We start from the raw sequence: 25,260 nt of genomic DNA, 5'->3' as shown, positions 1-25,260 counted from the left end.
AAAATTCAATAGATAAAACTTCTCCATTTCTCCATTACAGTCGAAAATGATAAATTTTAATACTTTCGAGATAGCTTCTTGTAATTATATGTAACCGTAAAAATTTTAAATTCCGTCTCCTAATTCTTTTAATTTCTCGGTGTTTTCTGCCAACATTAATTCGTCGATAATTTTCTGAATATCTCCATTCATTATATTTGGCAAATCGTATAAAGACAATCCAATTCTATGGTCTGTAACCCTACCTTGTGCGTAGTTGTAAGTTCTAATCTTCGCACTTCTGTCTCCAGAAGAAACCATAGAACCACGTTTTAAAGCGTCTTCTGCCTGTTTCTTTGCCAATTCCATGTCATACAAACGAGAACGCAATACTTTAAATGCTTTCTCTTTATTTTTATGTTGCGATTTTTGGTCTTGACATTGCGCCACCAAACCTGTAGGAATGTGCGTTAAACGTACTGCAGAATAAGTAGTGTTTACAGATTGACCTCCAGGACCTGAAGAACAGAAAAAATCGATCCTTACATCTTTGGGGTTAATTTCTACATCAAACTCTTCTGCCTCTGGGAAAACCATACAAGTTGCTGCAGAAGTATGTACACGACCTTGTGTTTCGGTTTGTGGCACTCTTTGTACACGATGCACACCCGCTTCGAACTTTAAAATTCCATAAACATCTTCTCCAGTTACCTCAAATTGAATTTCTTTAAAACCGCCATTTGTACCTTCAGAATAATCTACAGTAGAAACTTTCCAACCTTTACTTTCGCAATATTTAGAATACATTCTAAACAAATCTCCTGCAAAAATACTGGCTTCATCTCCACCAGTTCCTGCTCGTAATTCTACCACTGCGTTTTTAGAATCTTCTGGATCTTTTGGTATTAAAAGAAATTTTATTTCTTCTTCTAATTGAGGAATTCTACTATTGGCTTCTTCCAGTTGCATTTTTGCCATTTCTGTCATTTCTGCGTCAGAGCCATCTGCAATTATTTCTTTTGCCTCTTCTATATTGTCTGTTAATTGCTGGTATTCTTCCCCTTTTTTAACAACATCGCCTAAATCTTTATATTCTTTCATTAATTGCGCATACCGTTTTTGATCTGTAATTACATCAGGTTGAATAATTAAATCCGAAACCTCATCATAACGTTGCTTTACAATTCTTATTTTTTCTAACATTTGATACTCTTTTCTTGTACTGCGAATTTACAATATTTATCGGAAATTTAAATGTTTCGTTTTGAGTATATTTGAATAATTAAAACGTACTTGTTATGAAATATTTTCTGCTCATTTGTTCTTTTTTATTGATAGTTTCTTGTAAAACAGAAACAGAAAACGTGAACAAACCAACTTTTATCATTGGAAAATGGATTCGTTTAAACGACAAAGAAGGATATAAAACCTACGAAAATTGGAATACCGATTTTACAGGAGTAGGTTACACACTAAAAAATAAAGACACTACATTTAAAGAAATTATGAGTATTGTATCTGTAAATGATACGTTACACTTAAAAGTAGAAGGTGTAAATGAAACCGCCACTTTTTTTAAATTTACATCTCAAACAGATACTTCTTTTGTTTGTAAAAATGCACAAAATGAATTTCCTACCAAAATAAAATATTACATAGAAAACATGCAGTTGAAGGCACTAGTTTCTAATGATGATTTTAGTATTGATTTTGTTTTTGAGAGTGTAAAATAATTTAATTTGTTTCTAAACTTAAAAAAATATAACTTCGCTAACACCGATTATAATTCATTAAAACAGACGTCATAATCGTGTTATTGGCAACAAGCTAGAAAAGAAATCGTAACTTTGCACACAAGTTTTAAAAACTAAATTGAAAGTAGAACATAACATATCACGAATTAGACATTTGCTAGAAATGTACAGAATGGGTGTACAAGATTTCTTGCAAAAAATCAGTATTGGACTTAAAAATCCAATTACCAAAGAGGATGTGTTTGGTAAAGAAATTCAGATTTCTTACCTAAAAAGAATTGATAAAATTTTTGAAAAAGGACTACACTATTATCTAGACCCAAAAGCACCTGAAAAATCAAAAGAAGCAAGTGTGTTTTTTAGAAAGCAAAATTTTCAAAACGATGAACTTAATCTAGGAGCTATAAAAATTGTAAATCAATTTGAAGAATTAAAACTATCACTTTCAGCAATTGCAAAACTTTCAGATTTAGATTTTAAAAGACAGATAAAAAAATACTCGATTTCTGACAACCCAAGAGAAATTGCATTAAAAGCTAGAAAAGTTTTATATCCAAGGTTTGATAAAAACAGACGTAATTTCTTAAAAGCTTTAATTTCTTCATTAGCCACTAAAAACATAATGGTTTTTGAGTTCATAGAGACCTGGAATAAAAAGGAGAAAGCTAATATTGACGGATTTTATCTAAAGCCAAATATGATTGTCCTTAAGAGACATCAATCTTTTTCTAGAGAAATATTTACTCTTGCTCACGAATTAGGTCATTACCTATTAGACGAAGAAGAAATTGAAGAAATAAACTATAGTGTTTACAACAAAAACCTTTCAACTATAGAAAGATGGTGTAATGACTTTGCATTTTTCTTTCTGGCAGGTAATTATTCAAAAACTTTAGACACACTAGAAAAAGCATCTTCAAGTAATGATTATCATCACGACTTTATTGAAAAAGTTTCTCAAAATACTCATTTAAGTCAGTTATCACTTTTTACCAGACTTCTTTATCAAGGTAAAATATCAAAGTCTAACTATAAATTAGTAAGAGAAGAGTTTGAAGAAATTTTTAGACAAAGACAAGAAGAAAAGGAAAGAGAAAAGCAATTACTAAAAGAACAGGGCATCAAACAAAGAGGTTCAGTTGCCAAACCAATTCCGTCACCTTTGTTCTTATCAACAATTCAAACTGCTTATTATGAAGGTGTTTTAAACGAATATGAAGTTTGTAAAAAACTTAATATCAAACCCGAAAAATTAGATAAATATATTTGATGAAAGTAATAATTGATACAAGTTCCTTACTGTCCTTGGTTCGTTATTACTTACCATTTGACAAAAAAACAAAGTTGTTTGATTTCATAAAATCTGAAATTGAAAATGGTAATCTAATCCTAATAGATGCTGTTTATCAAGAATGTGAATACACTACTCAAGGTTTAGTCCTAAAATCTTTAGACTATTTAAAAGATAAAGATTTTAAAAAACACTTTAAAATTCCTTTAAGAACAAAAGATTTACTTCCTCCTTCTACAAAGAAATTTTATAATCTTTTAAATAACAACTTTAGAACACCATTATCTAGAAGACTTAATGATGCAGAGTTTGAAGAACGTAAAAAAGAATTTTTAGAGACAGCAGATGCTAGAATGATAATTCTTGCTTTAATAAAAAAGAGTGCAAAAAAGGAAATAGCAATTGTAACTGAGGAATCTGAAAATGGGAATGACCACAAAGCATTTAAAAAGATACCATCCATTTGCAAAATGCTTGATATTAAAGTTATGACATTACCTGATTTACTAAAAATTTACCAAGGTATTGACATTGAATTTAAGTAAAAGCCTGCGTACAATACCGTATATAATTTATTGCTGGTTCTAGCCTACTTACAAAAATCCTCGCGGATTTTTTCTATTCGGTTTTTATTTGCTAACTTCAGTGCTTAAACCACGCAAAAAACCATACACAAACACATTAGCCAAATTCAAAAAAAAACTTAATACTCAAAGACCCCAAATTCGCTTTTAATAGTCAATTTCTTTTTATCAGCAGCTTTTACACTACCCACAATTTGTGCATTCACATTGTAAGATTTTGAGATAGCAATGATGTTTTCAGCAATTTCTGGAGAAACGTAAATTTCCATTCTGTGTCCACAATTAAAAACTTGGTACATTTCTTTCCAATCTGTTTTTGATTGTTCTTGTATTAACTTAAACAAAGGTGGAATTGGAAATAGGTTGTCTTTTACAATGTGCAATTCATCAACAAAATGTAAAACTTTTGTTTGTGCGCCACCAGAACAATGGACCATTCCGTGAACTGTATCAGAATTAAATTTCGATAAAATTTCTTTAATAATTGGTGCATAGGTTCTTGTTGGCGATAATACTAATTTACCAGCATCAATAGGAGAATTTTCAACCTTGTCTGTTAATTTTGTATTTCCAGAATACACCAAATCAGATGGAACAGCAGCATCGAAACTTTCTGGGTATTTTTCTGCTAAATAGTTATGAAAAACATCATGTCTTGCAGAAGTTAATCCGTTAGAACCCATACCTCCATTATATTCAGTTTCATAAGTTGCTTGTCCGAAAGATTCTAAACCAACAATTACATCACCTGCTTTTATATTTGCATTATCAATAACATTAGAGCGTTTCATACGTGCAGTTACTGTAGAATCTACAATAATTGTACGAACTAAATCGCCAACATCTGCAGTTTCACCTCCTGTAGAATGAATGGTTACTCCAAACTTTTTTAAGTCTTCAATCAACTCTTCAGTTCCATTTATAATTGCTGATAAAACTTCACCAGGAATTTTACTTTTATTTCTTCCAATGGTAGAAGACAACATAATATTGTCTGTTGCTCCCACACATAACAAATCGTCAATATTCATAATTAAAGCATCTTGTGCAATACCTTTCCATACAGAAATATCACCAGTTTCTTTCCAATACATATATGCCAAAGACGATTTTGTTCCTGCACCATCTGCATGCATTATTAAACAATAATCATCGTCATTTGTTAAATAATCTGGCACAATTTTGCAAAATGCTTTTGGAAACAAACCTTTGTTTATGTTTTTAATAGCATTGTGTACATCTTCTTTGGATGCAGAAACACCTCTTTGTGCGTATCTTTTAGAAACTTCTTGGCTCATATTGTTGTGTTATGTTTGCAAATTTAGGCTTTTGCTTAAAAAAAACCGTGGAAAATTATAATGAATTTTGTTGTTTTTAAAAACTTCCTTTTCGGTTTTGCTATTTGCGTTAGGGATTGCAATGGCATCCTTTTTTTTGGTAAAAAAAAAGATATAATGGAAAGCCCGTTAAAACGCCCAAATAATTTTATTTTGTAAACAAAAGCTCTCTATATTTGGTTAATGGCCACAAATTATCGTTTACCATGGTTTCTAGTTTATCGCAATGATAACGAATTTCCTCGAAAAATGGTTTTACATTTTTACAATACATTTCTGCAGATTTCAATCCTTTTTGTTGGTTCGATTTTGCACGTTGTGCTTCCATTTTTAAAGTTAATGCGTTAATTTCTGTAATGTGGTTCGAAATAGTCATAATTAACTCGATTTGTTCTTTGGCAATAGTTTTATAGGCTTCGCCAAAAATTTCTTTTAAATTCTTTGTGTTTTCTAATAGTGTATTTTGATAAATTATAGCTGTTGGTATTACATGATTTCTAGCAATATCTCCTAACACCCTGCCTTCTATTTGCAATCTTTTGGTATATTCTTCTACTGCGATTTCGTAACGAGCTTCTACCTCTACTCTGCTCATTACTTCCATTTCTTCGTACAAATCAATGGTTTTTTGTGCGATTTGTATTTTTAATGCTTCTGGAGTTGTTTTATTGTTACTTAATCCTCGTTTTTTTGCTTCTTTTTCCCATGCTTCTCCATACCCATCTCCATCGAAACGGATCTTCTTAGATTCTTTTATGTATTCTCTTAAAACGTTAAAAATGGCTTCGTCTTTTTTAAGGTTTTTGTTTTCTATTAGCTTATCTACTTCTATCTTAAATTCCTTTAATTGCTTCGCCACAATGGTGTTTAAAACCGTCATTGGAGCCGCACAATTAGAGGAAGAACCTACTGCTCTTAATTCGAATTTATTTCCTGTAAATGCAAATGGCGAAGTTCTATTTCTGTCTGTATTGTCTAATAATATTTCTGGTATTTTACCAATAATATTCAGTTTTAAATCTGTTTTTTCTTGTGGCGATAATTTCCCCTTGGTTACGTTTTCTAGCTCGTCTAAAACCGCCGAAAGTTGTTTACCTATAAAAACAGATATAATTGCTGGAGGTGCTTCGTTTGCACCCAATCTATGGTCGTTACTTGCAGATGCAATAGAGGCTCTTAACAATTCTTCATTTTCGTGAACTGCTTTAATTGTATTTACAAAAAAAGTTAAGAATTGTAAATTTTTCATGGGTGTTTTCCCTGGGCTTAGCAAATTTGTATCGTGTGATGTCGCCAAAGACCAATTGTTGTGTTTTCCAGAACCATTAATGCCCGCAAATGGTTTTTCGTGAAATAATACTTTAAATTTATGTCTGCGAGAAACTTTTTCCATCACGTCCATTAGTAAGGAATTATGATCTACTGCCAAATTTGCTTCTTCGAAAATTGGAGCTATTTCAAATTGATTTGGAGCAACCTCATTATGCCTAGTTTTAACAGGAATGCCCAACAACATGCATTCTTGTTCTAAATCTTGCATAAAAGCCATCGCTCTTGCTGGTATGGTTCCAAAATAATGGTCTCCAAGTTGCTGACCTTTTGCTGGAGAATGCCCAATTAAAGTTCTACCTGTTAATAAAATATCTGGTCTGGAGTTTGCCAAGGCATCATCAATTAAAAAATATTCTTGTTCCCAACCTAAAGTAGCACTTACTTTAGAAGCGTTTTTATCGAAATATTTACAAACAGCGGTTGCATGAGTATCTATGGCCTGTAGTGCTCTTAATAAGGGCGTTTTATTGTCTAAAGCCTCTCCTGTATAAGCCACAAAAATGGTTGGAATACACAAAGTAGTTTCGTAAATAAATGCAGGTGATGTTGGATCCCAAGCTGTATAACCTCTTGCTTCGAATGTATTTCGAATGCCTCCATTCGGAAAACTAGAAGCTCCTGGCTCTTGTTGCACCAACCGTTCGCCATCGAATTTTTCCATTGCCAAACTACCATTAATAGATTCGAAAAAAGCATCGTGCTTTTCTGCAGTGGCTCCTGTAAGTGGCTGAAACCAATGTGTGTAATGTGTTGCTCCTTTAGACATTGCCCAATCTTTCATACTTACAGCCACCTGGTCTGCAATTTTACGATCTATTTTTGTTCCATGCTCTATTGCATCCATTACACTTTCGTATGCAGCCCTTGTAAGGTATTGTTGCATTGCATGTTTGTTAAACACGTTTTTTCCAAATAAAGACGACCTTTTTTCGGTTTGAAGTACCTTTAAAGGACTTCTATTGCTGGTTTCTTGCAAAGCATTAAATCTAATCCTTGACATATTATTAATTTTTGCTGTTTATTTTTACTTATAATCAAATATACCCTTATTAAAATTAGGGATAAAATTATTTTTGTGCAAAAATAAACATTTAACCCCTTATTTTTTTGATATGTATAGAAAAAATTTCATTTTTGTGGTGTTAACATTACACATTCAATTATTTATTATGGCAAAAATTAAATTAGAATACATTTGGTTAGATGGATATTATCCAACTCAGAATATGAGAAGCAAAACCAAAGTCGAAGAACATGAAAATTTTCAAGGAACAGTAGAAGAATTAAGTATGTGGTCTTTTGATGGATCATCTACAAGACAAGCTTCAGGAGATTCTTCTGATTGTTTACTAAAACCTGTTGCAATCTACCCAGATCCTGCAAGAAGAAATGGTTATTTAGTGATGACAGAGGTTTTAAATGCAGACGGAACACCACATGTTTCTAACGGAAGAGCTACAATTGATGATGAAGATGATGATTTCTGGTTTGGTTTTGAGCAAGAGTACTTTATAATGGACAAGAAAACTCAATTACCACTAGGTTTCCCTGTTGGTGGTTATCCTGCTCCTCAAGGAATGTATTATTGTTCTGTTGGTGGAAGAAATACTCATGGTAGATCTTTAGTTGAAGAGCATGCAGATTTATGTATTGATGCAGGTTTAAATTTTGAAGGAATTAATCAGGAAGTTGCATCTGGTCAGTGGGAATTTCAATTATTTGCTAAAGGCGCAAAAAAAGCTGGAGATGAAATTTGGATTGCTCGTTATTTGTTAGATAGATTAACAGAAAAATATGGCTGGTATATTGAATATCATCCAAAACCATTAGGAAAAGACATGGATTGGAATGGTTCTGGTATGCACGCAAACTTCTCTAACTCTGTACTAAGAACTTGTGGTTCTAAAGAGACTTATGAGAAAATTTGTGAAGCATTTAGACCTGTTGTAAAAGAACATATCGAAGTTTATGGTGAGTTTAACGACCAACGTTTAACTGGAGATCATGAAACAGCATCTATCCACGATTTCTCTTATGGAGTTTCAGATAGAGGAGCTTCTATTAGAATTCCAATTATTACAGTAGAAAAAGGCTGGAAAGGTTGGCTAGAAGACAGAAGACCAGCTTCTAATGGAGATCCATACAAAATTGCTGGTAGAATTATTAAGACTGTAAAGTCTGCCAATATTAGCTAAGAAATATATTTGATACTAAAAAGCTCGCAAATAAAATTTGCGAGCTTTTTTAGTATAGAGGTTAAAGTTAAAAATTAGTTCGTACTAGTTCCTGAATAACCAAACTCTGTAAATATTGTTGAATTAATAGAAGTGTTTCTTAAATATTGCCCCATAATTCCAGCACTTTGTGCATAACCAATTATAGTGTTATTATCTCCGTTCCATAGCACTTCTGGATTATATACAGCGTAACCTGATAAATAAGCCACGTCATTAATCAAGTTAATATTATTATTCGTTAAAAAATTATAATTTACTCCTAAAGACTCAATTTTCTCAACACGATCAATTATTTCTGATAACTGAGAACCAGTAACTCCAAAAGTTAAACCAACATCATAAGAGGTCGAGCTTTTATCTTTAAATACTCCTGAAGCTTCTAAATTTATAACTGGCTTTACCTCTGTACTTGGATAAAACCCAAAAACTTTAGTATGCATTCCTTGACTTATTTCTACAAAAGCTTCTCCAATATCTTTAACATTATTGTATAAATTTCTAAACATCATATCCGAATTAGGGCTTGGCTGATCTATACAGATTGTGATAGTTGCACCTGCATTAATATCTAAAGACCCTAAAAATTGACTTATACTACTAATTGTACTTCCTGAAACATTACTATGGACTTTAGAATTAGAATTCCAAGCTAAACTATTCACTCCTGAACTTGGGTTTACATTAGAAGCATCTTGATAAAAGCAATATGTAAAAGTATCGTTTGCCCAATAAAATTCTGTTTTCTTAGTATCATGATTATACCTAGTCTTCCTAACGCTATTGTTCAAAGTTGTTGAAGTGCAATTTATATTTCCAAATTGACTCTTTACTTGTGGATTTTCCTCTTTAATGCTATTTTCAATGGTAGAATCAACATTAAATTCTAAATCATTATCAGTTTTTCCACATCCCATCAATGTTAAAAATATTGAAGAAATAATAATTGTTTGTTTTGTTTTTTTTAAAATCATTTTCTTTATTTTTTTTGTTATTGCTATAAATTTATATAACAATATAATTAAAAAAAACTTATTTACATTACCTTAACCAAACGATAATGTAAGTAATCGTATTTATAATCACGTTTATCTACAATCAATTAATGTTAAATTTAGAGGAATATGTTTAGAGTACTGAGAATAAAAAAATCTTTAATATTATCGCTTCAACTTTTACAACTGTTGCTAAAAACCAATTTTTATGCCGTAGTTTTAAAGACTAAATAAATAAACAATGCATATCCAAAAAACAGAAAAGCTCCTTTAAACCTACTTAAAACAAATTTCTTTGGCATAAATACCAAAGGAAGCAAAACTACTGCAAAACCTAACATCCAAAAAACATCTCTAGATAGTATTTGAGCTTCTGTAACCGGAATTTCTTTTATAAGCGCAGTAAAACCCAATACAGATGCAATGTTAAAAATATTAGAACCAATTAAGTTTCCTAAAGAAATTGCCTTTTCTCCTTTTACTGCAGCAATTATAGATGCCGCCAATTCTGGTACACTGGTTCCAATTGCAATCATCGTTATAGATATTGCACCTTCACTTACGCCTAAACTTTGTGCAATGTCTTTAGCACCCACTACTAATAAATCTGAACCAAAATACAAAGCAACTCCACCAACAATTAACCAGAAAAATATTTTTCCGTAACCAATTTCAGCCAAAGCATCATCTACTTCATCTAAAGAAACTTCTTCTTTTCTTGCGCTACGTATTAAAACTATTAAGAAAATACACAAACTAAATAGAAGAATTAAACCTTCTATAAAAGTTAAGATACGATCATTATATAAAAAATAATAGAGTACTAAAGAAAAAAGCATCATTGCAGGCCAATTTAACTTGTAAAAATCTTTACTTACTACAATAGGACCAACAATCGCTGTAATTCCTAATACCAAACCAATATTAGCAATATTAGAACCAATAACATTGTTTATAGATATGGCTGGAGAACCGTCTAAAGCAGCTTGCAAGCTTACCAAAAGTTCTGGGGCAGAGGTTGCGAAAGAAACAACTGTCATACCAATAACCATTTTAGAGATATTTAATTTAAATGATAAGCCTATTGAAGATTTTACCAAAAAATCGCCCCCAAGAACTAATAAAATAAGCCCTATTACCACATAAAAAAAACTCATAAATTTTTATTTTTTACGAAGATACATTTTTATAGACTTTCCAAAAAAGAAATAATGAAAACGTATAAAATTTAGTTTATAAAGACAAAATCTTCTTTACATTTAAATTTTAAGATATTTTGCTGCTTTACTTCCTTACAGAAATACAATATAATAAAATTTTACATTACATTATAAAACATATTTATAGTTAACATACTTACACTTTAAAACAAATTGTATTTTTTTAGTTATAAATATAATATTAATTTCATTAAAAAGTATAAAATGATTTGGTCGTGTTTTTTTAATGTGCATATATTCACAAAAAAATAAAAAAATACACCAAAATACTAACTCAAAAAACTTATAATTATGATTGTTATCGCACTTAAAATTATTAAAGACATTTCTGAATTTATTTTTTCGATTTTATGTTAATCGACTAACTTTAAACAATTCTATAAAAGAGTTGTTTATTTTTATTAAATTTGATTAGAGTTCGCATAAAATGAAAAAACAATTTTTTAAAATTCTTGCCAAGATTAATAAAACCATTTTACCTTCTTACACAAAGAAAGGATTACATATTGCTAAAGCTACTAAATTACAATTAGCTTTAATTGGTTGGAAAGCTTTTGTTACCAAGAATTCACTTAACTAAAAACTTAATTATGAAAGATGAACACATTAAAATTTTTACAGGATCTTCTATTTTAACAAATAGATTAAAACAGTTGTTAGAGGAAGAAAACATCTCTTCTATAATTAAAGACCATGTAAATTCTGGAAAATTAGCAGGCTTTGCGCCTTTAGGCAATTCTGTTGAGTTATTTGTCTTAAATTGCGACATAAAGAAAGCCCAACCTATTGTAGATGCTTACAACGAAAAAATAAATTCGTAAAAAAAGCAAATCTGCTTTCTAATGTCAAAAAACTCTATTATATTTGCACCCGCAAAAAGGCCATGTGGCGCAACTGAATAGCGCACTTGATTACGGCTCAAGAGGTTGCAGGTTTGAATCCTGCCATGGTCACTTTAAAACCAGTACTTTCTAACGATTTGGAAATCACTGGTTTTTTTATGCTCACACTTTTTACATCTACTAACGTGAATTTGACGCAAACCATATACGAAATCACTCATTATCAATATTTTAATGTAAGCATCAAATTAAGCGTGGTCGAGATTTATTTAAAATACTAATTTTACAACTGCTCTCTAAACTTCGTTTTGCTACTTTCCATCAAAATATATTTTGATTTCAGTAATGCTCGAACTGAAAAATACTTAGAACAAGTCATAGATAAATAATTTCTTAAAACCAACTACTCTCGAGGCAGAAACACAGAGGTATTTTGCTAGTTTTATTCTCACCTAAAAAGGTCAAAAAACCAAAATGTTATATTTAAATTTCCGTTTTCTCGGAAGTGATATTTTCAACGCAAACCCCAAGCCAGAGTCTTAAGAAATTCTTTTCGATTAAAAAGACCCTAGGCATTTGCCTAAGGTCTTTTTGTCTAACCAAACTTAGTATATAAATACTAACTACTACTATCTTTATATTTTTTTCTAACTCCGTAAATTACCCCCAAAGCAAGCAAAGCGCCAGAAAAACCATCAATTGGTAAACCAGGTGGTGGTGGTGGTGGGCCTGGTGATGGTGATGGTGGTGCAAGCTGAGCAAATCCTATAAAAGGAAGTATTAATAAAATTATTATTAAAATATTTTTAGGGCCCATTTTGTCTTATTGTCTCTTTTAAGACACATGGGTAAAAAAAAGTCACATGTTTTTTTGTAAAAAATAACTCGAGATATTTGCTGAATTATTCTATATATTTTCGAAGTGTAATTCTATGTTCTGGAATACTTTTATCGTAGTTTTTTATAAGTGATTCCAATATTTCCGGAGCTTTTTCTCCAATATCTTGCTTTCCTGTATATTTAGAGACATACAAGTTATATTGCTCATTTTCTTTTTCAAAAATTAAAAAATGAGTTTCATTTAATTCTGTAAAAGAGATTTCATTCCCAGAAAAAAAACCACTTTTGTCTTTAAAAAAGTTGGTACTAAACCAAAAAGTGTGTAAGTAAAGTTATTCTGAAATTTTTCTAGAGCAATATTTAAATTGCTCCATGAGGAAAAATTTCGGAAATAACTTTACGATTAAATAATCACTAAATTTATAAACACACTTTTATTATGAAACCAGAAGATTTATTAAACGAAGAATTTTTAAAACAATTTAAAACAGGTTCAGAACTAACCAGTTTTATAGAACAACTGCACAAACGTGGTGTAGAAAAGATTTTAGAAGGCGAATTAGATGCACATTTAGATTACGATAAGCATCAAAAAAGCAACAATCCTAATTCACGAAATGGCTATGGCACCAAAACAATAAAGACGCATTTAGGAGAAACTAAAATAAAAGTTCCAAGAGATCGCGATGCTACTTTCAATCCAATGCTTATTAAAAAGCGAGAAAGTACTGCAGATGGAGTTGAAAACCTGATTATTTCTTTATATGCCAAAGGAATGAGTACTACAGATATTGAAGAACAAATACGGGAATTGTATAATTTTAACATCTCTAGTTCAGCCATTTCTAGAATCACAGATAAAATTACAGCTGACATTATTGCTTGGAAAAATAGACCTTTAGAAGCTACTTATCTGATTGTATGGATGGATGGCATCGTTTTTAAGGTTCGTGAAAACTCCAAAGTCATCAATAAAACAATTTACATTGCTGTTGGTCTTAGAGTAGATGGTAAAAAAGAAGTTTTAGGACTTTGGTTAGGAAAAAACGAATCTTCCTCTTTTTGGATGAGCGTTTTAACCGACATAAAAGCCAGAGGAACACAAGACATTTTAATTACAGCAACTGATAATTTAAACGGATTTACAGACACCATTAAAACTATTTTTCCCAATTCAGTAACACAAATATGTGTGGTTCATCAAATCAGAAACTCTTGTAAATATGTAGTCTGGAAAGATAAAAAAGCCTTTACAAGAGATATGAAGCAAATCTATACAGCTCCTACAAAAGAAGCAGCAAAAGCAGCCTTAGAAGACTTTAAAGAAAAATGGGAATCCAAATATTCTTATGCCATTAAATCATGGGAAAACAATTGGGATGAACTCACTGTTTTCTTCGATTTCCCATTAGAAATCAGAACCATTATTTATACCACAAATTTAATTGAAAACTTAAATGGGAAAATTAGAAAATACACTAAAAACAAACTCTCATATCCAACAGATGATGCTGTAATTAAATCCGTATTTTTAGCTTTGAGAGAATCAACAAAAAAATGGACATTGCCTATTAGAAATTGGGGTATCATTCTTAACCAATTTTTGGCTATATTTGAAAACAGGATTAAACTATGAAAAATTTAATCCTGTAATTTTTAACTTACACACTTTGTGGGAAAGTGTCAAAAAGTTAGAAAACTGGTAATAATCTAGAATGTTATCCATCATTTATACCAATTCTGCAGACAAACCTAATTGCAACAATTTAGAACACCTAGGTTCTAAATCTTTATACTCTCCAGACTTTACAGTACATTTTCCTTTATAGTGCACTAAGGTTGCACATTGTTCTGCTTGCTCTAAAGTATGATCACAAACGCTTACTAAAGAATCGATCACGTGATCGAACGTATTTACATCATCGTTATGTAAAACGATTTCATACTGAAATGTTTCTTGATCTAAAACATCTATTTCTTCCTGAATTTTTTCTTTTGCACTCATATTGCAAAAATAAAAAATATTATTTATTCTTTTACATATTTTAACGAAACCCAATTGTTACGTTCTATAAATGTATTTAAACTTAAACCGTATTTAGAAGCTTCTGCATCTATAATTGGAATGTCTTCTTGATAGAACCCACTTAGCAACAAAATGCCATTTTTATTTAAACCGTTTGCATACACCTTTATATCTATTAATAAAATATTTCTATTGATGTTTGCAATAATTACACCATACTTTTTATTGACTAATAAAGAAGAATCGCCTTCGTAAACGGAAATGTTGCTACAATTATTACGTGCTACATTTTCTAATGAGTTTTCGTAACACCAATTATCAATATCGATAGCATCTAATGGTTTTGCGCCTCTCATTTCAGCAAAAATTGCTAAAATTCCTGTTCCACAACCCATATCTAACACTTTTTTATCTTTTAGTTCTAATTGTAATAAATGTTGAATCATCATATGAGTCGTTTCATGGTGTCCTGTTCCAAAACTCATTTTTGGTTCAATTACAATATCGTATTTTAAGTTTGGATTCTCGTGAAAAGGCGCACGAACGCTTACCAAACCATCAACCTGAATTGCTTCGAAATTCTTCTCCCATTCTGCATTCCAATTGGTTTGCGCTACTTCATTTTTATTATAATTAATTGAAAATTCATCTGAATTTAACACAAAAATAGATTCTAAAATTGCTGCATTCCAATCTAATTTTTGAATGTATGCAGTTACACCTGTTTCAGTTTCCACAAAACTTTCGAAACCAACATTCCCTAATTCTGCAATTAAAATTTCAGTTGCGGGTTCTTTCGGATTTACTGTAAAGTTGTACTCTATATAAATGTTGTCCATAATTGTATTTCAAAAAAAAGGCTGTCACAAAAGTAAATTCAACTGTTATTTTAAGCATTACTAAAATCAAAATATATTTTGATTGAAAGTAGCAAACGAAGTTATCTAAAAATATAAAATACTGAAATTCAGTAAGTAAGATTTCTCCATTACAGTCGAAATGACAAGTTTTACTACAGTCGAAATGACAGGTCTTGTTATAGTCGAAATGACAAGTTTTATTACTTTCGAGACAGCTTCAAATTTATTGTTTTCTTTTGATTTTACAACTACTAAATAGCGGCAATAATTGCTGTAAAATCATCTACATGCAAAGCTGCTCCACCAATTAAACCACCATCTACATCTGGTTTCGAAAAAATTTCTTCGGCATTTGTTGGTTTTACACTTCCACCATATAAAATAGATACTTTTTCTGCTACTTTTGCATCGTATTTTTTCTCGATAATACTTCTAATAAATGCGTGCATTTCTTGTGCTTGTTCTGGACTTGCAGTTTCTCCTGTACCAATTGCCCAAACTGGTTCGTACGCTAAAATAATGTTTTTCCAATCTTTTGCTTCTAAATGGAATAAGGCATTGTTTAGTTGGCTTTCTACAACTGCAAAATGATTATCGGATTTTCTGTCTTCTAACAACTCTCCAAAACAGAAAATGGTTTCCATTTCTTTATCAATAACCGTATTTACTTTTTCTGCTAAATTTTTATCAGTTTCACCAAAATAAGTTCTTCTTTCTGAGTGTCCTAAAATAACCGTTTTTACTCCAATTGCCTTTAACATATCTCCAGAAACTTCACCTGTAAAAGCTCCATTTGTAGCCTGATGCATATTTTGCGCAACGACTTCTATCTTAGAGTTTTCTGCTTTTTTTACTGCAGAAGAAAGGTTTACAAATGTTGGCGACACAATTACTCTTGTGTTTTTAAGAGGCATTTTTTTAATTGATTTTTTTAGGCTTTTAATCAATTTTTTAGTCTGCTCTTTGTCGTTATTCATCTTCCAGTTTCCTGCTACAATCTTAGTTCTCATGTGTATAAATTTGGTTCTTTTTACAGAAGTTTGTTATTAAATTCTAAGTGGTAAATTTAAGAAATCCTCTTTAAAATATTTTAGGAAATAGAAATAGTTACTAAAACGATGTATATGTATTATTTTAAAGCTTCAACAATATTAGCATCTGATGCTTTTGTTGCTTTAAAAAGCTTAATTTTTCCTTGCTCGCTAATCACTAAATATCTGGGAATCCAACTTAAGTTTAAAAAATCTACGAAGTCGCCATCTTTCATTCCTTTAGGTAAATTATAATGTTCTCCTGTAATACCAAATTTTGCAATACCGTTTTTCCATGCTCTTTTATTTTTATCTACAGATAAAAATAAAAAAACAACTTCTGGATATTGTTTTTGAAGATTTTTAACACTTCGCAGTCCTTTTATACAGTCTCCACACCATGAAGCCCAAACATCTATTAAAATCTTTTTCCCTTTATATTTATTTAGAATTTCTTGAATAGAAATTTGTTCGTTAGATACTGTATATGCTTTCTCTTTTAGTGCCAATTCAGAAAATTCTGTCGGTTTTTCGAAAGTGCAACTAGACACTAAAATTATAAAAATTAGAAGTATTTTTTTCATTATAGAATTCAAAGGGTTTCGAAATTTTTGTCTTCTTTAGACTTAAAAACTTACAAATTAAAATCTAAATTAAGTATTTTTGTGAAACTTTATAAAAATTATGACCACACAAGAGCTATAAAAAGAAATGCAATTACTGATGTAGATAAGTAAGTCAAAATAAAAAAGCACTGAAAATAATCAATTCAGTGCTTTTTAACTTTTTATAGACTAAAAATAATACTATTTAATTAATATTTGGATTTGCATCCACTTCTCTTTGAGGTATTTCATAAATCATTTTTGTATCTAAAGGAGGTATGACCAAATCTGCACCAGGCTGCACTAAATTAACCCTACCATCTTTTCTATTAAGCCCCAAACCAAGCCTTGCCATATCAAAAGAAGCTACTCCATCTCCCCATAATTCAATTCTTCTGTAAAATAAAATTTCGTCAATTAAAGCCTGACCTGTATTAGTAGATAATGTATAGTTAGAATCTCTAACAGAATTTAAATCAAATAGAGTTTTTTGAGCTTCAGCTGTCTTATTTTGTCTTGCCAAAGCTTCTGCTTTTGTTAAAATGAACTCAGTATTTCTGAGATAAATATAATCACCAATAAATTGCCCAGGACCTGGTTGAGCTATAAATTTTAAACTAGTATATTTAGGTGTTCTGTTATAATGAGGCCATGTACCTGGTACAATTACAACTCCAGGAGGGTATTCTTGGTCAGCAAACCATGAGTGCCTTAAATCAGAAGCTGGAAGAGCATCAACTAAATTCGAGTTAGCTGTCTTAAAATGATTCCACCCACTATACCCATCATTAATTTGACTTATATGCGAGAAAAATGATTGATAAACTTCAGACGTGTTCGGAGTAACAACTGCTCCCCATATTGCTTCAGAGAGCGAAAGCTCATCAAAACCATGAGCAACATCTGCACTAATACTTCCAGCTTTCATAGCTATATCAGCATATTTTTCAGCCTCAGACCAATTCTCATAAGTTAAATGATATCTTGCTAAATAAGCAGCTACAACATTAGCATCAACTTCTTCTTTAGTAGCTCTCGTATAATTTTTTAAGCCCTCATAGGCAGCTGTTAAATCATCAAAAATTAATTTTTTGACCTCACCAACTGTAGCTTTAGACTCGCCAACAAAATCTCCAAAATCTATGGGGATTGCAGGTGTACTATCATCAGCTCTAGTGTGTTGATATATTCTTATTAAATAAAAGTAACTTATAGCCCTGTAAGCATATGATTTACTTTTGTAAACCAATAATTCTTCTGGGGCTTCATCAGAAATTAAACTGATAACTTGGTTGGCATTATTAATTGCTTTGTAGAAAAATTCCCACATAAAATCATTATTACCAGACGTTAATACAGTATTGTCGTATCTATGGTATGCGCCATACCAAGTACTTCTACTCATATCCATGTCATTACTCCTTAAATCCATTCCTAAATCAATAGATTTAATACCAAATTCGATTTCGCCATCTTCTCCATCTCTAAAATAGGATAGAGAAGCACCATCTAATGCTACAATTCCAGTTGTTCCTCCAGAATTGTTAATTTCAGTAAAATGTTCTTCACTTAAAAACCTCTCATCTTGAAAATCTCTTTCGAAATTATCACAGGAAACGAAAAGGTTCACAATAAAAACAAATACTAATGTAATTAAAGCTTGCTTTTTTGAAATTCTATATTTATTCATTTTATTATTTTTTTAATTTAATTTTAAATTTACTCCAAAAGCAATCGTTCTATTTGCTCCAAACTCGGCAGAAGATTCACCTAAAGAGTTTAACCTAGGGTCATACCCTTGTCTTGCACTATATAAAAGAAATGCATTATTCACAGTTCCATAAAAACGAATACTATCAATATGATACTTTTTTGTAACTTCATTTTTTAATGTGTAACCTAAGTTAATATTGTTTAGACTCAAATAACTCATATCAATTAAACGAATATCGGATACCCTATATTGATCTGCAGCTAGAGGATCTACTCTCGGTAATCTTGCTGTTGGATTATCAAAAGTCCAAGTTTTATCATAATCTACAATATTAGTTACGTTTTGAGTAGCACCTAAAAGTCCAAAATACTCATTATCAACTCCATATCCACCAACTTGAAAAGCAAATTGCAAGCCTAATGAAAAATTTCCTATTTCAATATTAGTTCCAAAACCACCTGTTAAATCTGGTATAGCTTGTTTATCTAAAAAGTACCTGTCAGCTTCATTGAATACTTCAGTAATTTCGTCTTCACCATTAGTACCTTTTTTATACCATTGAGCATTTCCATTATCTGGATTAACACCTGCAGATCTTCTCATAAAATAGTCAAAAATACTTCTTCCTACAACTCTTCTAAAATTTCCTACTTGAATAGAATCTCTAGGTAACTCTTTTATTTCATTTTTAAAAGTCGAAACATTAGCATTTAAGTTTACATTTAGTTTTTCTTTTTGAATTACATTAACCCCCAACTCTACTTCAATACCACTATTGACCATTGATCCAAAATTAGCAGATCTTGAGCTCTGTCCAGTAGAAGGACCAATAGGCGTATTAAATAATAAATCCTCTGTAGTTTTTCTAAAATACCCTAAAGAAAGATTTGCTCTATTGAATAATCTCATTTCATAAGCTACATCCAAACTTGCAGCTTTTTCCCAAGTAATGGCATCATCTCCTAAATACGAAAGTTGCAATGTAAGTGCTCCATTATTTTCATTCACATTATACTGATTTTCATATGTCAAAAAGTTTCTTGTACTTGTTCCTGGTAAGAAAATTCTATCATTACCTGTTGTACCATAGTTAATAGCTAGTTTGGAGTAGTTAATTATATCTGAATTTTTTAAGAAATCTTCATTACTTAAAACCCATGAAGCACCAGCTGACCAAAAGGCACCCCAACGTGAATCAGGAGCAAATACAGAAGAAGCATCATATCTTCCTGTCAAAGTTAAATAATAAGTATCATCTAAACCATAAATAAATCTTGAAAAGTACCCCTCTGTCGTGTATTTAGTATTATAATTACTTGCGCCTATATAAACCGAAGTATTATCCAAGATTGGACTAAAGTTTCCTACAATATTATACTTTGTTAAAGACAATGTTGTAAAGTTTTCTACATAGGTCTCATGTCCTAAAAGAACATCAAAGCTGCTTCTATCATAATTCTTTTTCCAAGTTAATAATTGTTGATTTGTAAATGCAGAAAAATTATTTCTATTATTCGTGAGCAAACCATTTTGAGCAGCTGCAAAAGCTCCTGCCCCTGGCTTTGTAAAATCTATACCTTTATCCACTTCTGTTAAATAGTTCATAACGTACTCAAACTTTATTTCAAAAGGTAAATCTACTTTCGCTCTAAGAGCAGCATTAAAATTATCTCTTTCAATAGTCTCTATTGAATTATCTATAACCGCCAAAGGATGTTCTCCTGGCGCATAATTTCTTGGTCCTCTTGTACTACCATCAGGAAAAAATTGAGGAACACCAAAATCATAAGCAAATCCTCCTGGGTTATTTGAATCTAAAATTGGATTCCAGTTCTGATCATATTGAAATGCTGGATAAATTGGAGCTATTCTTCTAGTCCAGAAAAAAGCATTGGAAAAAGTATTTCCTCCATCACCAGGTACAAATTGACTATTAGATTTAGCATAAGAAACATCTCCACTAATATCTAAAATATTAGATATTTCTGTAGCATTAACTTTTACTCGAGCAGTATGTCTTTCAAATACACTACCTACAGCGTAACCATTGTTTTTTTCTGTTCCAAGTGAGAAATAGTAAGCAACATTATTAGACCCACCCGATATATTTAAATTTGTAGAGCTAAAATTTGCATTATCATTAAAAAGTACGTCTTCCCATCTATCATTAACTAATAAATTAGCATTAGAATTTAATCTTCCTGTAGTAGGGTCTATCAAAACATTATCTGCAACATCATACAAGTTATACCCCAATCTATCAATTAAATTATTTGAAGCAAATTGTCTTGCTTCTTGAATTGATATAGCATTACCGGCTACATTTTGAGCATAGAATTCAGAGTTAGCTAATACACTATGGTATGTCTCGTAAAATTCTTGTGGAGAACCCGTGATGTTATATTCTTTTGTTGCTCTTTGAGTAACACCAACTCTTGTATCTATATTAATTTGAGTCTTAGTTTTAGATCCTTTTTTTGTAGTTATTAATAAAACTCCATTAGAAGCCTTATTACCATATAAAGAAGTGGAAGAAGCATCTTTTAAAACAGTTGTAGATTCAATATCCTGTGGATTGATACTGCTTAAACTTCCAGTATAAGGTACTCCGTCTAAAACTATAAGAGGTGCACTATCCGCATTTATAGAACCAAACCCTCTAATTCTAATAATTGGATCGGCTCCAGGTTGACCAGTTGCTTGAATTACTCTTAATCCGGATACTAAACCTTCTAAACTTTTAACAGGATTAGAAAAGGTTGCGTTTTCAATTTGCTCAGAGTTAATAACACTTACTGATCCAGTTAGCGATGCTCTAGACTGAGTACCATAAGCCACAACAACAACTTCTTCTAACACATTTGAATCTTCTGATAAAGTTACATTGATAGTATTTGAATTACTTACCGTTCTTTCAATAGATTTGTAACCCAGATATCTAAAAACTAATATATCGCCAGATTTTGCTTTGATAGAATATTTTCCATCAAAATTAGTTTCTGTTCCACTACTAGTTCCTTTAATTAAAATACTAACTCCTGGTAATGGCCCTGATTCATCAGAAACTTTACCTGAAATTGTCTTTTGTTGAGCAAAAGTTATTTGCACAACCAACGCTATAAAAAACGTTAAAATTCCATTAAAATTTGTCTTCATTATATAATTATTTGAATTAATTACGCCAAAAATCTTAATTTTTTCTTAAAAAAAGAAATATTATACCAAAAATCTTAATTTTTTCTTAAAAAATAATTACGGCCTTAATTAGTCATGCCTTGTATCATACTTTAATAACTAGCCTGTCAAATATCTTTGTCTCTAATTTACAAAAACAAGAATTACTTAAAATAGCCTTTAATTCATTTTCTTTTTTTCTCTATTTCGATTTAATCCTGCAAGGCAAAACTCTGTCTTAAAAGTACTGTATTTCTTAAACCAACTTTTTCACGAATGCTTTTTCCCCAAACTTCAATCATCTTGAACACTAATTTTAATGCTTCTTTGGTAACATATTACGTTAAATTTAGATTCACTTTGCTAACAATTAAGGGATAGAGTTATATTTATACCATTTAAACATTAAAAACGTTATAAAAAGATTTTAGATAAAATTCATATCCGGTTATAGACTTAATGGTATTATTATCCATTTGATAAATTAGGTGCTCTATTTTGGATTCTAGTATATCTAAAGTGTCATAAATTTTCATTGCAATTTTACTTTTAAGGTATTGCCAAACTTTTTCAGCTGGATTTAGTTCAGGGCAATATGCAGGGATAGGTAATAAGATAATATTATCAGGCAATTTTACATCTTTAGTAGAGTGGAAAGCTGCATTGTCAATAATTACAATTTTTAGTTCCAAAGGATTACAGGCACTTAAGTCTGTTAAATACTCAATAAAAAAGTCTTTACACACAGTATCTGTTAGCATGCAGAAACTCTCACCTGTAATGGGTGAAAAACTTCCCCATAGCCATTTACTCTGATAACTATGTTTGTACTTTGCTATAGGTTTAACGCCTTTAGCTGTAGTGACTCTTTTTTGTTTGGTGATTAATCCAAAACGAGATTCATCTTGAAAAAATAAATTGACCGATTCAAAGTTATTTTTATTTAGTTTTGTTCTAAATAATTTAAAAGTGTTTTCTAGGTTTTTTAAAAACCATTTCGGCTTTCGGGTCTTTTTTATAATGTGACTTTCTTGATACTTTTAGCTTAGACTTATGTTTTCGCCTACAATGTGCATAAAGTGCACCATAATTTATCATCTCTGATAAATCTTCGGCTATATGAGCTTGTAACTCTATATAGGAAGTTATGGTGGTATCGCTGTTAGATAATGTCTTGGAGATATAGGCTTTTGCTCTATCAGAAATATGAACGGTATTATTACCTCCGCTATGTATTTCTAATAAATTTGAAAGGCCTCCTGTTTCATAGTCTTTAATCCAATTGCCTATGGTGGTTGGACGTCTGCCAAGCTTCTTTGCGATTGCATTACGATAGATATACTTCCCGGACTTTATGTAGTATAACATTTTTAAACGATCTCTTCGTAATTCTGTAGTGGTAGACTCATATAGTTTTCGCAATTCAACAGATTCTTCTTTAATCGATAAGGTAATTTTCTTTGGCATATTGAAAGATAATAAATTTTACCCCGAAAGATAATAAATATTATCTTGAATTCAAAGTTTAAATGATATTAGTAATTGATTCAAACTTTATCTGCGCCAGCCAACTTTAGAAAAAAAATTATTTATAACAGGACTTAAAAACTTACAAATTAAAATCTAAATTAAGTATTTTTGTGAAACTTTATAAAAATTATGACCACACAAGAATTAGTCGCTCAGATTCGAAAGAAAAAATCTTTTTTATGCATTGGTTTGGATGTAGATTTAGATAAAATTCCAGCACATTTATTAAAAGAAGAAGACCCTATTTTTGCTTTTAACAAAGCCATTATTGATGCTACGCAGCATTTATGCGTTGCTTACAAGCCCAACACTGCTTTTTATGAAGCTTACGGTTTAAAAGGCTGGAAATCTTTGGAAAAAACGATTTATTACCTGAATGAAAATTATCCCGAAATTTTTACGATTGCTGATGCAAAACGTGGTGATATTGGCAACACCTCTACCATGTATGCAAAAGCTTTTTTCGAAGATTTGGCCTTCGATTCTGTAACTGTAGCACCTTACATGGGTAAAGATTCTGTGGAGCCTTTTTTAGCTTTCGAAAATAAGCATACCATTATGTTGGCCTTAACTTCTAATGAGGGTGCTTTTGATTTTCAAACAAAAAAAGTTGGTAATCGAGAGTTCTATAAAACAGTTTTAGAAACTTCTAAAAACTGGAAAAACTCTACAAACTTAATGTATGTTGTTGGCGCAACAAAAGCAACCTATTTTACTGAAATTCGTAAAATTGTACCAAATTCGTTTTTATTAGTTCCTGGTGTTGGAGCGCAAGGTGGTAATTTAAAAGATGTTTGCAAATACGGACTTTCGGAAAATGTGGGGTTGCTAATAAATTCTTCCAGAGGAATTATTTATGCTTCTAATGAAGTTGATTTTGCTGAAAAAGCAGCCGAAAAAGCCAAAGAATTGCAACAAGAAATGGAAGCTTTTTTATAGTTTTGATAAATTCTAGTCATAAATTTCGGATTATTTCTTTAGTGCCTAGCCAAACTGAATTGTTGGTTGACTTAGGTTTAGAGAATGCGATTGTTGGTGTTACGAAATTTTGTGTACACCCCAAAAATATTAGAAAATCAAAAATGGTGGTGGGTGGCACAAAAACGATTCATCTTGATAAAATAAAAGCGTTAAACCCCACTTTTATTCTCTGTAATAAAGAAGAAAACACAAAAGAAATTGTAGAAGCTTGTGAAAAAATTACACAAACTCATACTTCAGAAATTTACACAATTAACGATACTTTAGAATTGATAAAAATTTACGGAGGCTTTTTTTCTAAAGAAAAAGAAGCACAAAATTTAATTTTAAAATTAAATACAATTATTGAAGATTTTTATCAATTTATTAAAAACAAACCCACTTTAAAAGTTGTTTATTTTATTTGGAAAAACCCTTGGATGATCGCTGCAAATAATACTTTTATTAATTATTTACTGACTTTGAGTAAGTTTGAAAATGTCTATAAAAACCTATCTAGATATCCAGAAATTACTATAGAAAATTTAAAACAATCGGATTTTATTTTACTGTCTTCGGAACCTTATCCCTTTAAGGAAAACCACATAACGGAAATTCGACAATATGCTAAAAACGCTAAAATTATTTTAGTGGATGGCGAATATTTTTCTTGGTATGGAAGCAGGCTTTTAAAAGCTTTTGGCTATTTTAAAAAACTAAGAGAAAGTATATAAAACATCTCTATCTAAATAGCTTATTCTATTTATTTTATCTAAAATTTTCATCGCTTTAAAAGCGGCAAAATCGCTTTTAGATTCGTCTATATATTTATAATCGTTTGATTTTTCTAAAAGCTTACTATACCTGTCTTCTAGGTGCTTTCTGTAGGTTTGTAATTGGTTAATTCGTGACATTTTATTTTTTTGGGAATTTAAATATAACGAATATTTTC

Annotated in this window: 24 protein-coding genes and 1 tRNA gene; 10 read left to right on the top strand and 15 right to left on the bottom strand. The window is 30.9% G+C overall.

Annotation, left to right across the window (positions count from 1 at the left end; translation table 11 throughout):
- Positions 1 to 105: 105 nt before the first annotated feature.
- Complete coding sequence (gene prfA, locus JL193_RS15400; protein ID WP_207971623.1) at positions 106 to 1,182, bottom strand: peptide chain release factor 1; 1,077 nt, start codon at positions 1,180 to 1,182, stop codon at positions 106 to 108.
- Positions 1,183 to 1,277: 95 nt separating this feature from the next.
- Here prfA and JL193_RS15395 point away from each other — a divergent pair, with 95 nt between their 5' ends.
- The 3 genes from JL193_RS15395 (at position 1,278) to JL193_RS15385 (ending at position 3,569) form a co-directional block, all read left to right on the top strand.
- Positions 1,278 to 1,712 (top strand): DUF6265 family protein, encoded by a 435-nt coding sequence (locus tag JL193_RS15395; protein WP_207971622.1) that lies wholly within the window; start codon positions 1,278 to 1,280, stop codon positions 1,710 to 1,712.
- 139 nt (positions 1,713 to 1,851) lie between these two features.
- On the top strand, positions 1,852 to 3,003 hold the full coding sequence (locus tag JL193_RS15390; RefSeq protein WP_243456777.1) for an ImmA/IrrE family metallo-endopeptidase: 1,152 nt from the start codon (positions 1,852 to 1,854) through the stop codon (positions 3,001 to 3,003).
- Positions 3,003 to 3,569, top strand: coding sequence for a DUF4411 family protein (locus tag JL193_RS15385; protein ID WP_207971621.1), 567 nt, complete (start codon positions 3,003 to 3,005; stop codon positions 3,567 to 3,569). Before JL193_RS15390 ends, JL193_RS15385 begins: the two co-directional genes overlap by 1 nt.
- A gap of 158 nt (positions 3,570 to 3,727) precedes the next feature.
- On the opposite strand, the gene JL193_RS15380 is transcribed toward JL193_RS15385, so the two are convergent.
- Both JL193_RS15380 and JL193_RS15375 read right to left on the bottom strand, forming a co-directional pair.
- Positions 3,728 to 4,906 carry an AIR synthase related protein gene (locus JL193_RS15380; protein WP_207971620.1) on the bottom strand — a complete coding sequence of 393 codons (1,179 nt, stop codon included), beginning with the start codon at positions 4,904 to 4,906 and terminating at the stop codon, positions 3,728 to 3,730.
- A gap of 187 nt (positions 4,907 to 5,093) precedes the next feature.
- The gene (locus tag JL193_RS15375) at positions 5,094 to 7,277 is read right to left on the bottom strand and encodes a glutamine synthetase III family protein (RefSeq protein WP_207971619.1); all 2,184 of its coding nucleotides are present in this window, start codon (positions 7,275 to 7,277) and stop codon (positions 5,094 to 5,096) included.
- Positions 7,278 to 7,446: 169 nt separating this feature from the next.
- Here JL193_RS15375 and JL193_RS15370 point away from each other — a divergent pair, with 169 nt between their 5' ends.
- Positions 7,447 to 8,472: a glutamine synthetase beta-grasp domain-containing protein gene (locus JL193_RS15370; protein WP_207971618.1), complete on the top strand. Its 1,026-nt coding sequence runs from the start codon at positions 7,447 to 7,449 to the stop codon at positions 8,470 to 8,472.
- Positions 8,473 to 8,546: 74 nt separating this feature from the next.
- Here the strand turns inward: JL193_RS15370 and JL193_RS15365 are convergent, their stop codons facing one another.
- Complete coding sequence (locus tag JL193_RS15365) at positions 8,547 to 9,431, bottom strand: hypothetical protein (RefSeq protein ID WP_207971617.1); 885 nt, start codon at positions 9,429 to 9,431, stop codon at positions 8,547 to 8,549.
- A gap of 281 nt (positions 9,432 to 9,712) precedes the next feature.
- Entirely contained in the window at positions 9,713 to 10,663 is a 951-nt protein-coding gene (locus JL193_RS15360; RefSeq protein ID WP_207971616.1) for a calcium/sodium antiporter, read from the bottom strand.
- Positions 10,664 to 11,153: 490 nt separating this feature from the next.
- On the opposite strand from JL193_RS15360, the gene JL193_RS15355 reads away from it, so the two are divergent.
- From JL193_RS15355 to JL193_RS15345, 3 genes are all read left to right on the top strand, one after another.
- The gene (locus tag JL193_RS15355; protein WP_207971615.1) at positions 11,154 to 11,306 is read left to right on the top strand and encodes an SsrA-binding protein; all 153 of its coding nucleotides are present in this window, start codon (positions 11,154 to 11,156) and stop codon (positions 11,304 to 11,306) included.
- Between the two features lie 10 nt (positions 11,307 to 11,316).
- The gene (locus JL193_RS15350; protein WP_207971614.1) at positions 11,317 to 11,547 is read left to right on the top strand and encodes a putative signal transducing protein; all 231 of its coding nucleotides are present in this window, start codon (positions 11,317 to 11,319) and stop codon (positions 11,545 to 11,547) included.
- Positions 11,548 to 11,605: 58 nt separating this feature from the next.
- A tRNA-Arg gene (locus JL193_RS15345) sits at positions 11,606 to 11,679 on the top strand.
- A 508-nt stretch (positions 11,680 to 12,187) separates the two neighbouring features.
- Here the strand turns inward: JL193_RS15345 and JL193_RS15340 are convergent.
- Positions 12,188 to 12,385 (bottom strand): PID-CTERM protein-sorting domain-containing protein, encoded by a 198-nt coding sequence (locus JL193_RS15340; protein WP_207971613.1) that lies wholly within the window; start codon positions 12,383 to 12,385, stop codon positions 12,188 to 12,190.
- Between the two features lie 462 nt (positions 12,386 to 12,847).
- On the opposite strand from JL193_RS15340, the gene JL193_RS15335 reads away from it, so the two are divergent.
- Positions 12,848 to 14,044 (top strand): IS256 family transposase, encoded by a 1,197-nt coding sequence (locus JL193_RS15335; protein WP_207971612.1) that lies wholly within the window; start codon positions 12,848 to 12,850, stop codon positions 14,042 to 14,044.
- A 93-nt stretch (positions 14,045 to 14,137) separates the two neighbouring features.
- Here JL193_RS15335 and JL193_RS15330 read toward each other — a convergent pair whose 3' ends face one another.
- The 8 genes from JL193_RS15330 to JL193_RS15295 all read right to left on the bottom strand — a co-directional run bounded on the left by JL193_RS15330 (position 14,138) and on the right by JL193_RS15295 (position 23,285).
- Positions 14,138 to 14,413, bottom strand: a complete 276-nt coding sequence (locus tag JL193_RS15330) for an ATP-dependent Clp protease adaptor ClpS (protein ID WP_207971611.1) — start codon at positions 14,411 to 14,413, stop codon at positions 14,138 to 14,140.
- Positions 14,414 to 14,436: 23 nt separating this feature from the next.
- Entirely contained in the window at positions 14,437 to 15,273 is an 837-nt protein-coding gene (prmA, locus tag JL193_RS15325; RefSeq protein ID WP_207971610.1) for a 50S ribosomal protein L11 methyltransferase, read from the bottom strand.
- A 272-nt stretch (positions 15,274 to 15,545) separates the two neighbouring features.
- Positions 15,546 to 16,304, bottom strand: a complete 759-nt coding sequence (gene tpiA / locus JL193_RS15320; RefSeq protein ID WP_207971609.1) for a triose-phosphate isomerase — start codon at positions 16,302 to 16,304, stop codon at positions 15,546 to 15,548.
- A gap of 119 nt (positions 16,305 to 16,423) precedes the next feature.
- Positions 16,424 to 16,909, bottom strand: coding sequence for a TlpA family protein disulfide reductase (locus JL193_RS15315; protein ID WP_207971608.1), 486 nt, complete (start codon positions 16,907 to 16,909; stop codon positions 16,424 to 16,426).
- A gap of 226 nt (positions 16,910 to 17,135) precedes the next feature.
- The gene (locus JL193_RS15310) at positions 17,136 to 18,560 is read right to left on the bottom strand and encodes a RagB/SusD family nutrient uptake outer membrane protein (RefSeq protein WP_243456776.1); all 1,425 of its coding nucleotides are present in this window, start codon (positions 18,558 to 18,560) and stop codon (positions 17,136 to 17,138) included.
- Positions 18,561 to 18,632: 72 nt separating this feature from the next.
- Positions 18,633 to 21,800, bottom strand: coding sequence for a SusC/RagA family TonB-linked outer membrane protein (locus tag JL193_RS15305; RefSeq protein WP_207971606.1), 3,168 nt, complete (start codon positions 21,798 to 21,800; stop codon positions 18,633 to 18,635).
- 416 nt (positions 21,801 to 22,216) lie between these two features.
- Positions 22,217 to 22,837, bottom strand: a complete 621-nt coding sequence (locus JL193_RS15300; RefSeq protein ID WP_243456899.1) for an IS630 family transposase — start codon at positions 22,835 to 22,837, stop codon at positions 22,217 to 22,219.
- Positions 22,782 to 23,285 carry a helix-turn-helix domain-containing protein gene (locus tag JL193_RS15295; RefSeq protein ID WP_207970473.1) on the bottom strand — a complete coding sequence of 168 codons (504 nt, stop codon included), beginning with the start codon at positions 23,283 to 23,285 and terminating at the stop codon, positions 22,782 to 22,784. Before JL193_RS15295 ends, JL193_RS15300 begins: the two co-directional genes overlap by 56 nt.
- A gap of 192 nt (positions 23,286 to 23,477) precedes the next feature.
- On the opposite strand from JL193_RS15295, the gene pyrF reads away from it, so the two are divergent.
- Positions 23,478 to 24,287 carry an orotidine-5'-phosphate decarboxylase gene (pyrF, locus tag JL193_RS15290; RefSeq protein ID WP_207971605.1) on the top strand — a complete coding sequence of 270 codons (810 nt, stop codon included), beginning with the start codon at positions 23,478 to 23,480 and terminating at the stop codon, positions 24,285 to 24,287.
- Positions 24,288 to 24,289: 2 nt separating this feature from the next.
- On the top strand, positions 24,290 to 25,042 hold the full coding sequence (locus JL193_RS15285; protein ID WP_243456775.1) for an ABC transporter substrate-binding protein: 753 nt from the start codon (positions 24,290 to 24,292) through the stop codon (positions 25,040 to 25,042).
- On the opposite strand, the gene JL193_RS15280 is transcribed toward JL193_RS15285, so the two are convergent.
- Complete coding sequence (locus JL193_RS15280) at positions 25,025 to 25,222, bottom strand: Lacal_2735 family protein (protein WP_207971604.1); 198 nt, start codon at positions 25,220 to 25,222, stop codon at positions 25,025 to 25,027. The two genes, JL193_RS15285 and JL193_RS15280, sit on opposite strands and share 18 nt — an antisense overlap.
- Positions 25,223 to 25,260: the final 38 nt, after the last annotated feature.

Origin of the sequence: Polaribacter batillariae (genome assembly GCF_017498485.1) — a bacterium.
Taxonomy (GTDB): Bacteria; Bacteroidota; Bacteroidia; order Flavobacteriales; family Flavobacteriaceae; genus Polaribacter; species Polaribacter batillariae.
Note: the sequence above shows the minus strand (reverse complement) of the source record. Positions and strands in the feature narration are given on the sequence as shown.

Bases quoted from the DNA above. Each gene is read 5' to 3' on its own strand.
- prfA (WP_207971623.1), bottom strand. From the start codon at position 1,182: ATGTTAGAAAAAATAAGAATTGTAAAGCAACGTTATGATGAGGTTTCG.
- JL193_RS15395 (WP_207971622.1), top strand. From the start codon at position 1,278: ATGAAATATTTTCTGCTCATTTGTTCTTTTTTATTGATAGTTTCTTGT.
- JL193_RS15385 (WP_207971621.1), top strand. From the start codon at position 3,003: ATGAAAGTAATAATTGATACAAGTTCCTTACTGTCCTTGGTTCGTTAT.
- JL193_RS15380 (WP_207971620.1), bottom strand. From the start codon at position 4,906: ATGAGCCAAGAAGTTTCTAAAAGATACGCACAAAGAGGTGTTTCTGCA.
- JL193_RS15375 (WP_207971619.1), bottom strand. From the start codon at position 7,277: ATGTCAAGGATTAGATTTAATGCTTTGCAAGAAACCAGCAATAGAAGT.
- JL193_RS15370 (WP_207971618.1), top strand. From the start codon at position 7,447: ATGGCAAAAATTAAATTAGAATACATTTGGTTAGATGGATATTATCCA.
- JL193_RS15360 (WP_207971616.1), bottom strand. From the start codon at position 10,663: ATGAGTTTTTTTTATGTGGTAATAGGGCTTATTTTATTAGTTCTTGGG.
- JL193_RS15355 (WP_207971615.1), top strand. From the start codon at position 11,154: ATGAAAAAACAATTTTTTAAAATTCTTGCCAAGATTAATAAAACCATT.
- JL193_RS15350 (WP_207971614.1), top strand. From the start codon at position 11,317: ATGAAAGATGAACACATTAAAATTTTTACAGGATCTTCTATTTTAACA.
- JL193_RS15340 (WP_207971613.1), bottom strand. From the start codon at position 12,385: ATGGGCCCTAAAAATATTTTAATAATAATTTTATTAATACTTCCTTTT.
- JL193_RS15335 (WP_207971612.1), top strand. From the start codon at position 12,848: ATGAAACCAGAAGATTTATTAAACGAAGAATTTTTAAAACAATTTAAA.
- JL193_RS15330 (WP_207971611.1), bottom strand. From the start codon at position 14,413: ATGAGTGCAAAAGAAAAAATTCAGGAAGAAATAGATGTTTTAGATCAA.
- prmA (WP_207971610.1), bottom strand. From the start codon at position 15,273: ATGGACAACATTTATATAGAGTACAACTTTACAGTAAATCCGAAAGAA.
- tpiA (WP_207971609.1), bottom strand. From the start codon at position 16,304: ATGAGAACTAAGATTGTAGCAGGAAACTGGAAGATGAATAACGACAAA.
- JL193_RS15315 (WP_207971608.1), bottom strand. From the start codon at position 16,909: ATGAAAAAAATACTTCTAATTTTTATAATTTTAGTGTCTAGTTGCACT.
- JL193_RS15305 (WP_207971606.1), bottom strand. From the start codon at position 21,800: ATGAAGACAAATTTTAATGGAATTTTAACGTTTTTTATAGCGTTGGTT.
- JL193_RS15295 (WP_207970473.1), bottom strand. From the start codon at position 23,285: ATGCCAAAGAAAATTACCTTATCGATTAAAGAAGAATCTGTTGAATTG.
- pyrF (WP_207971605.1), top strand. From the start codon at position 23,478: ATGACCACACAAGAATTAGTCGCTCAGATTCGAAAGAAAAAATCTTTT.
- JL193_RS15280 (WP_207971604.1), bottom strand. From the start codon at position 25,222: ATGTCACGAATTAACCAATTACAAACCTACAGAAAGCACCTAGAAGAC.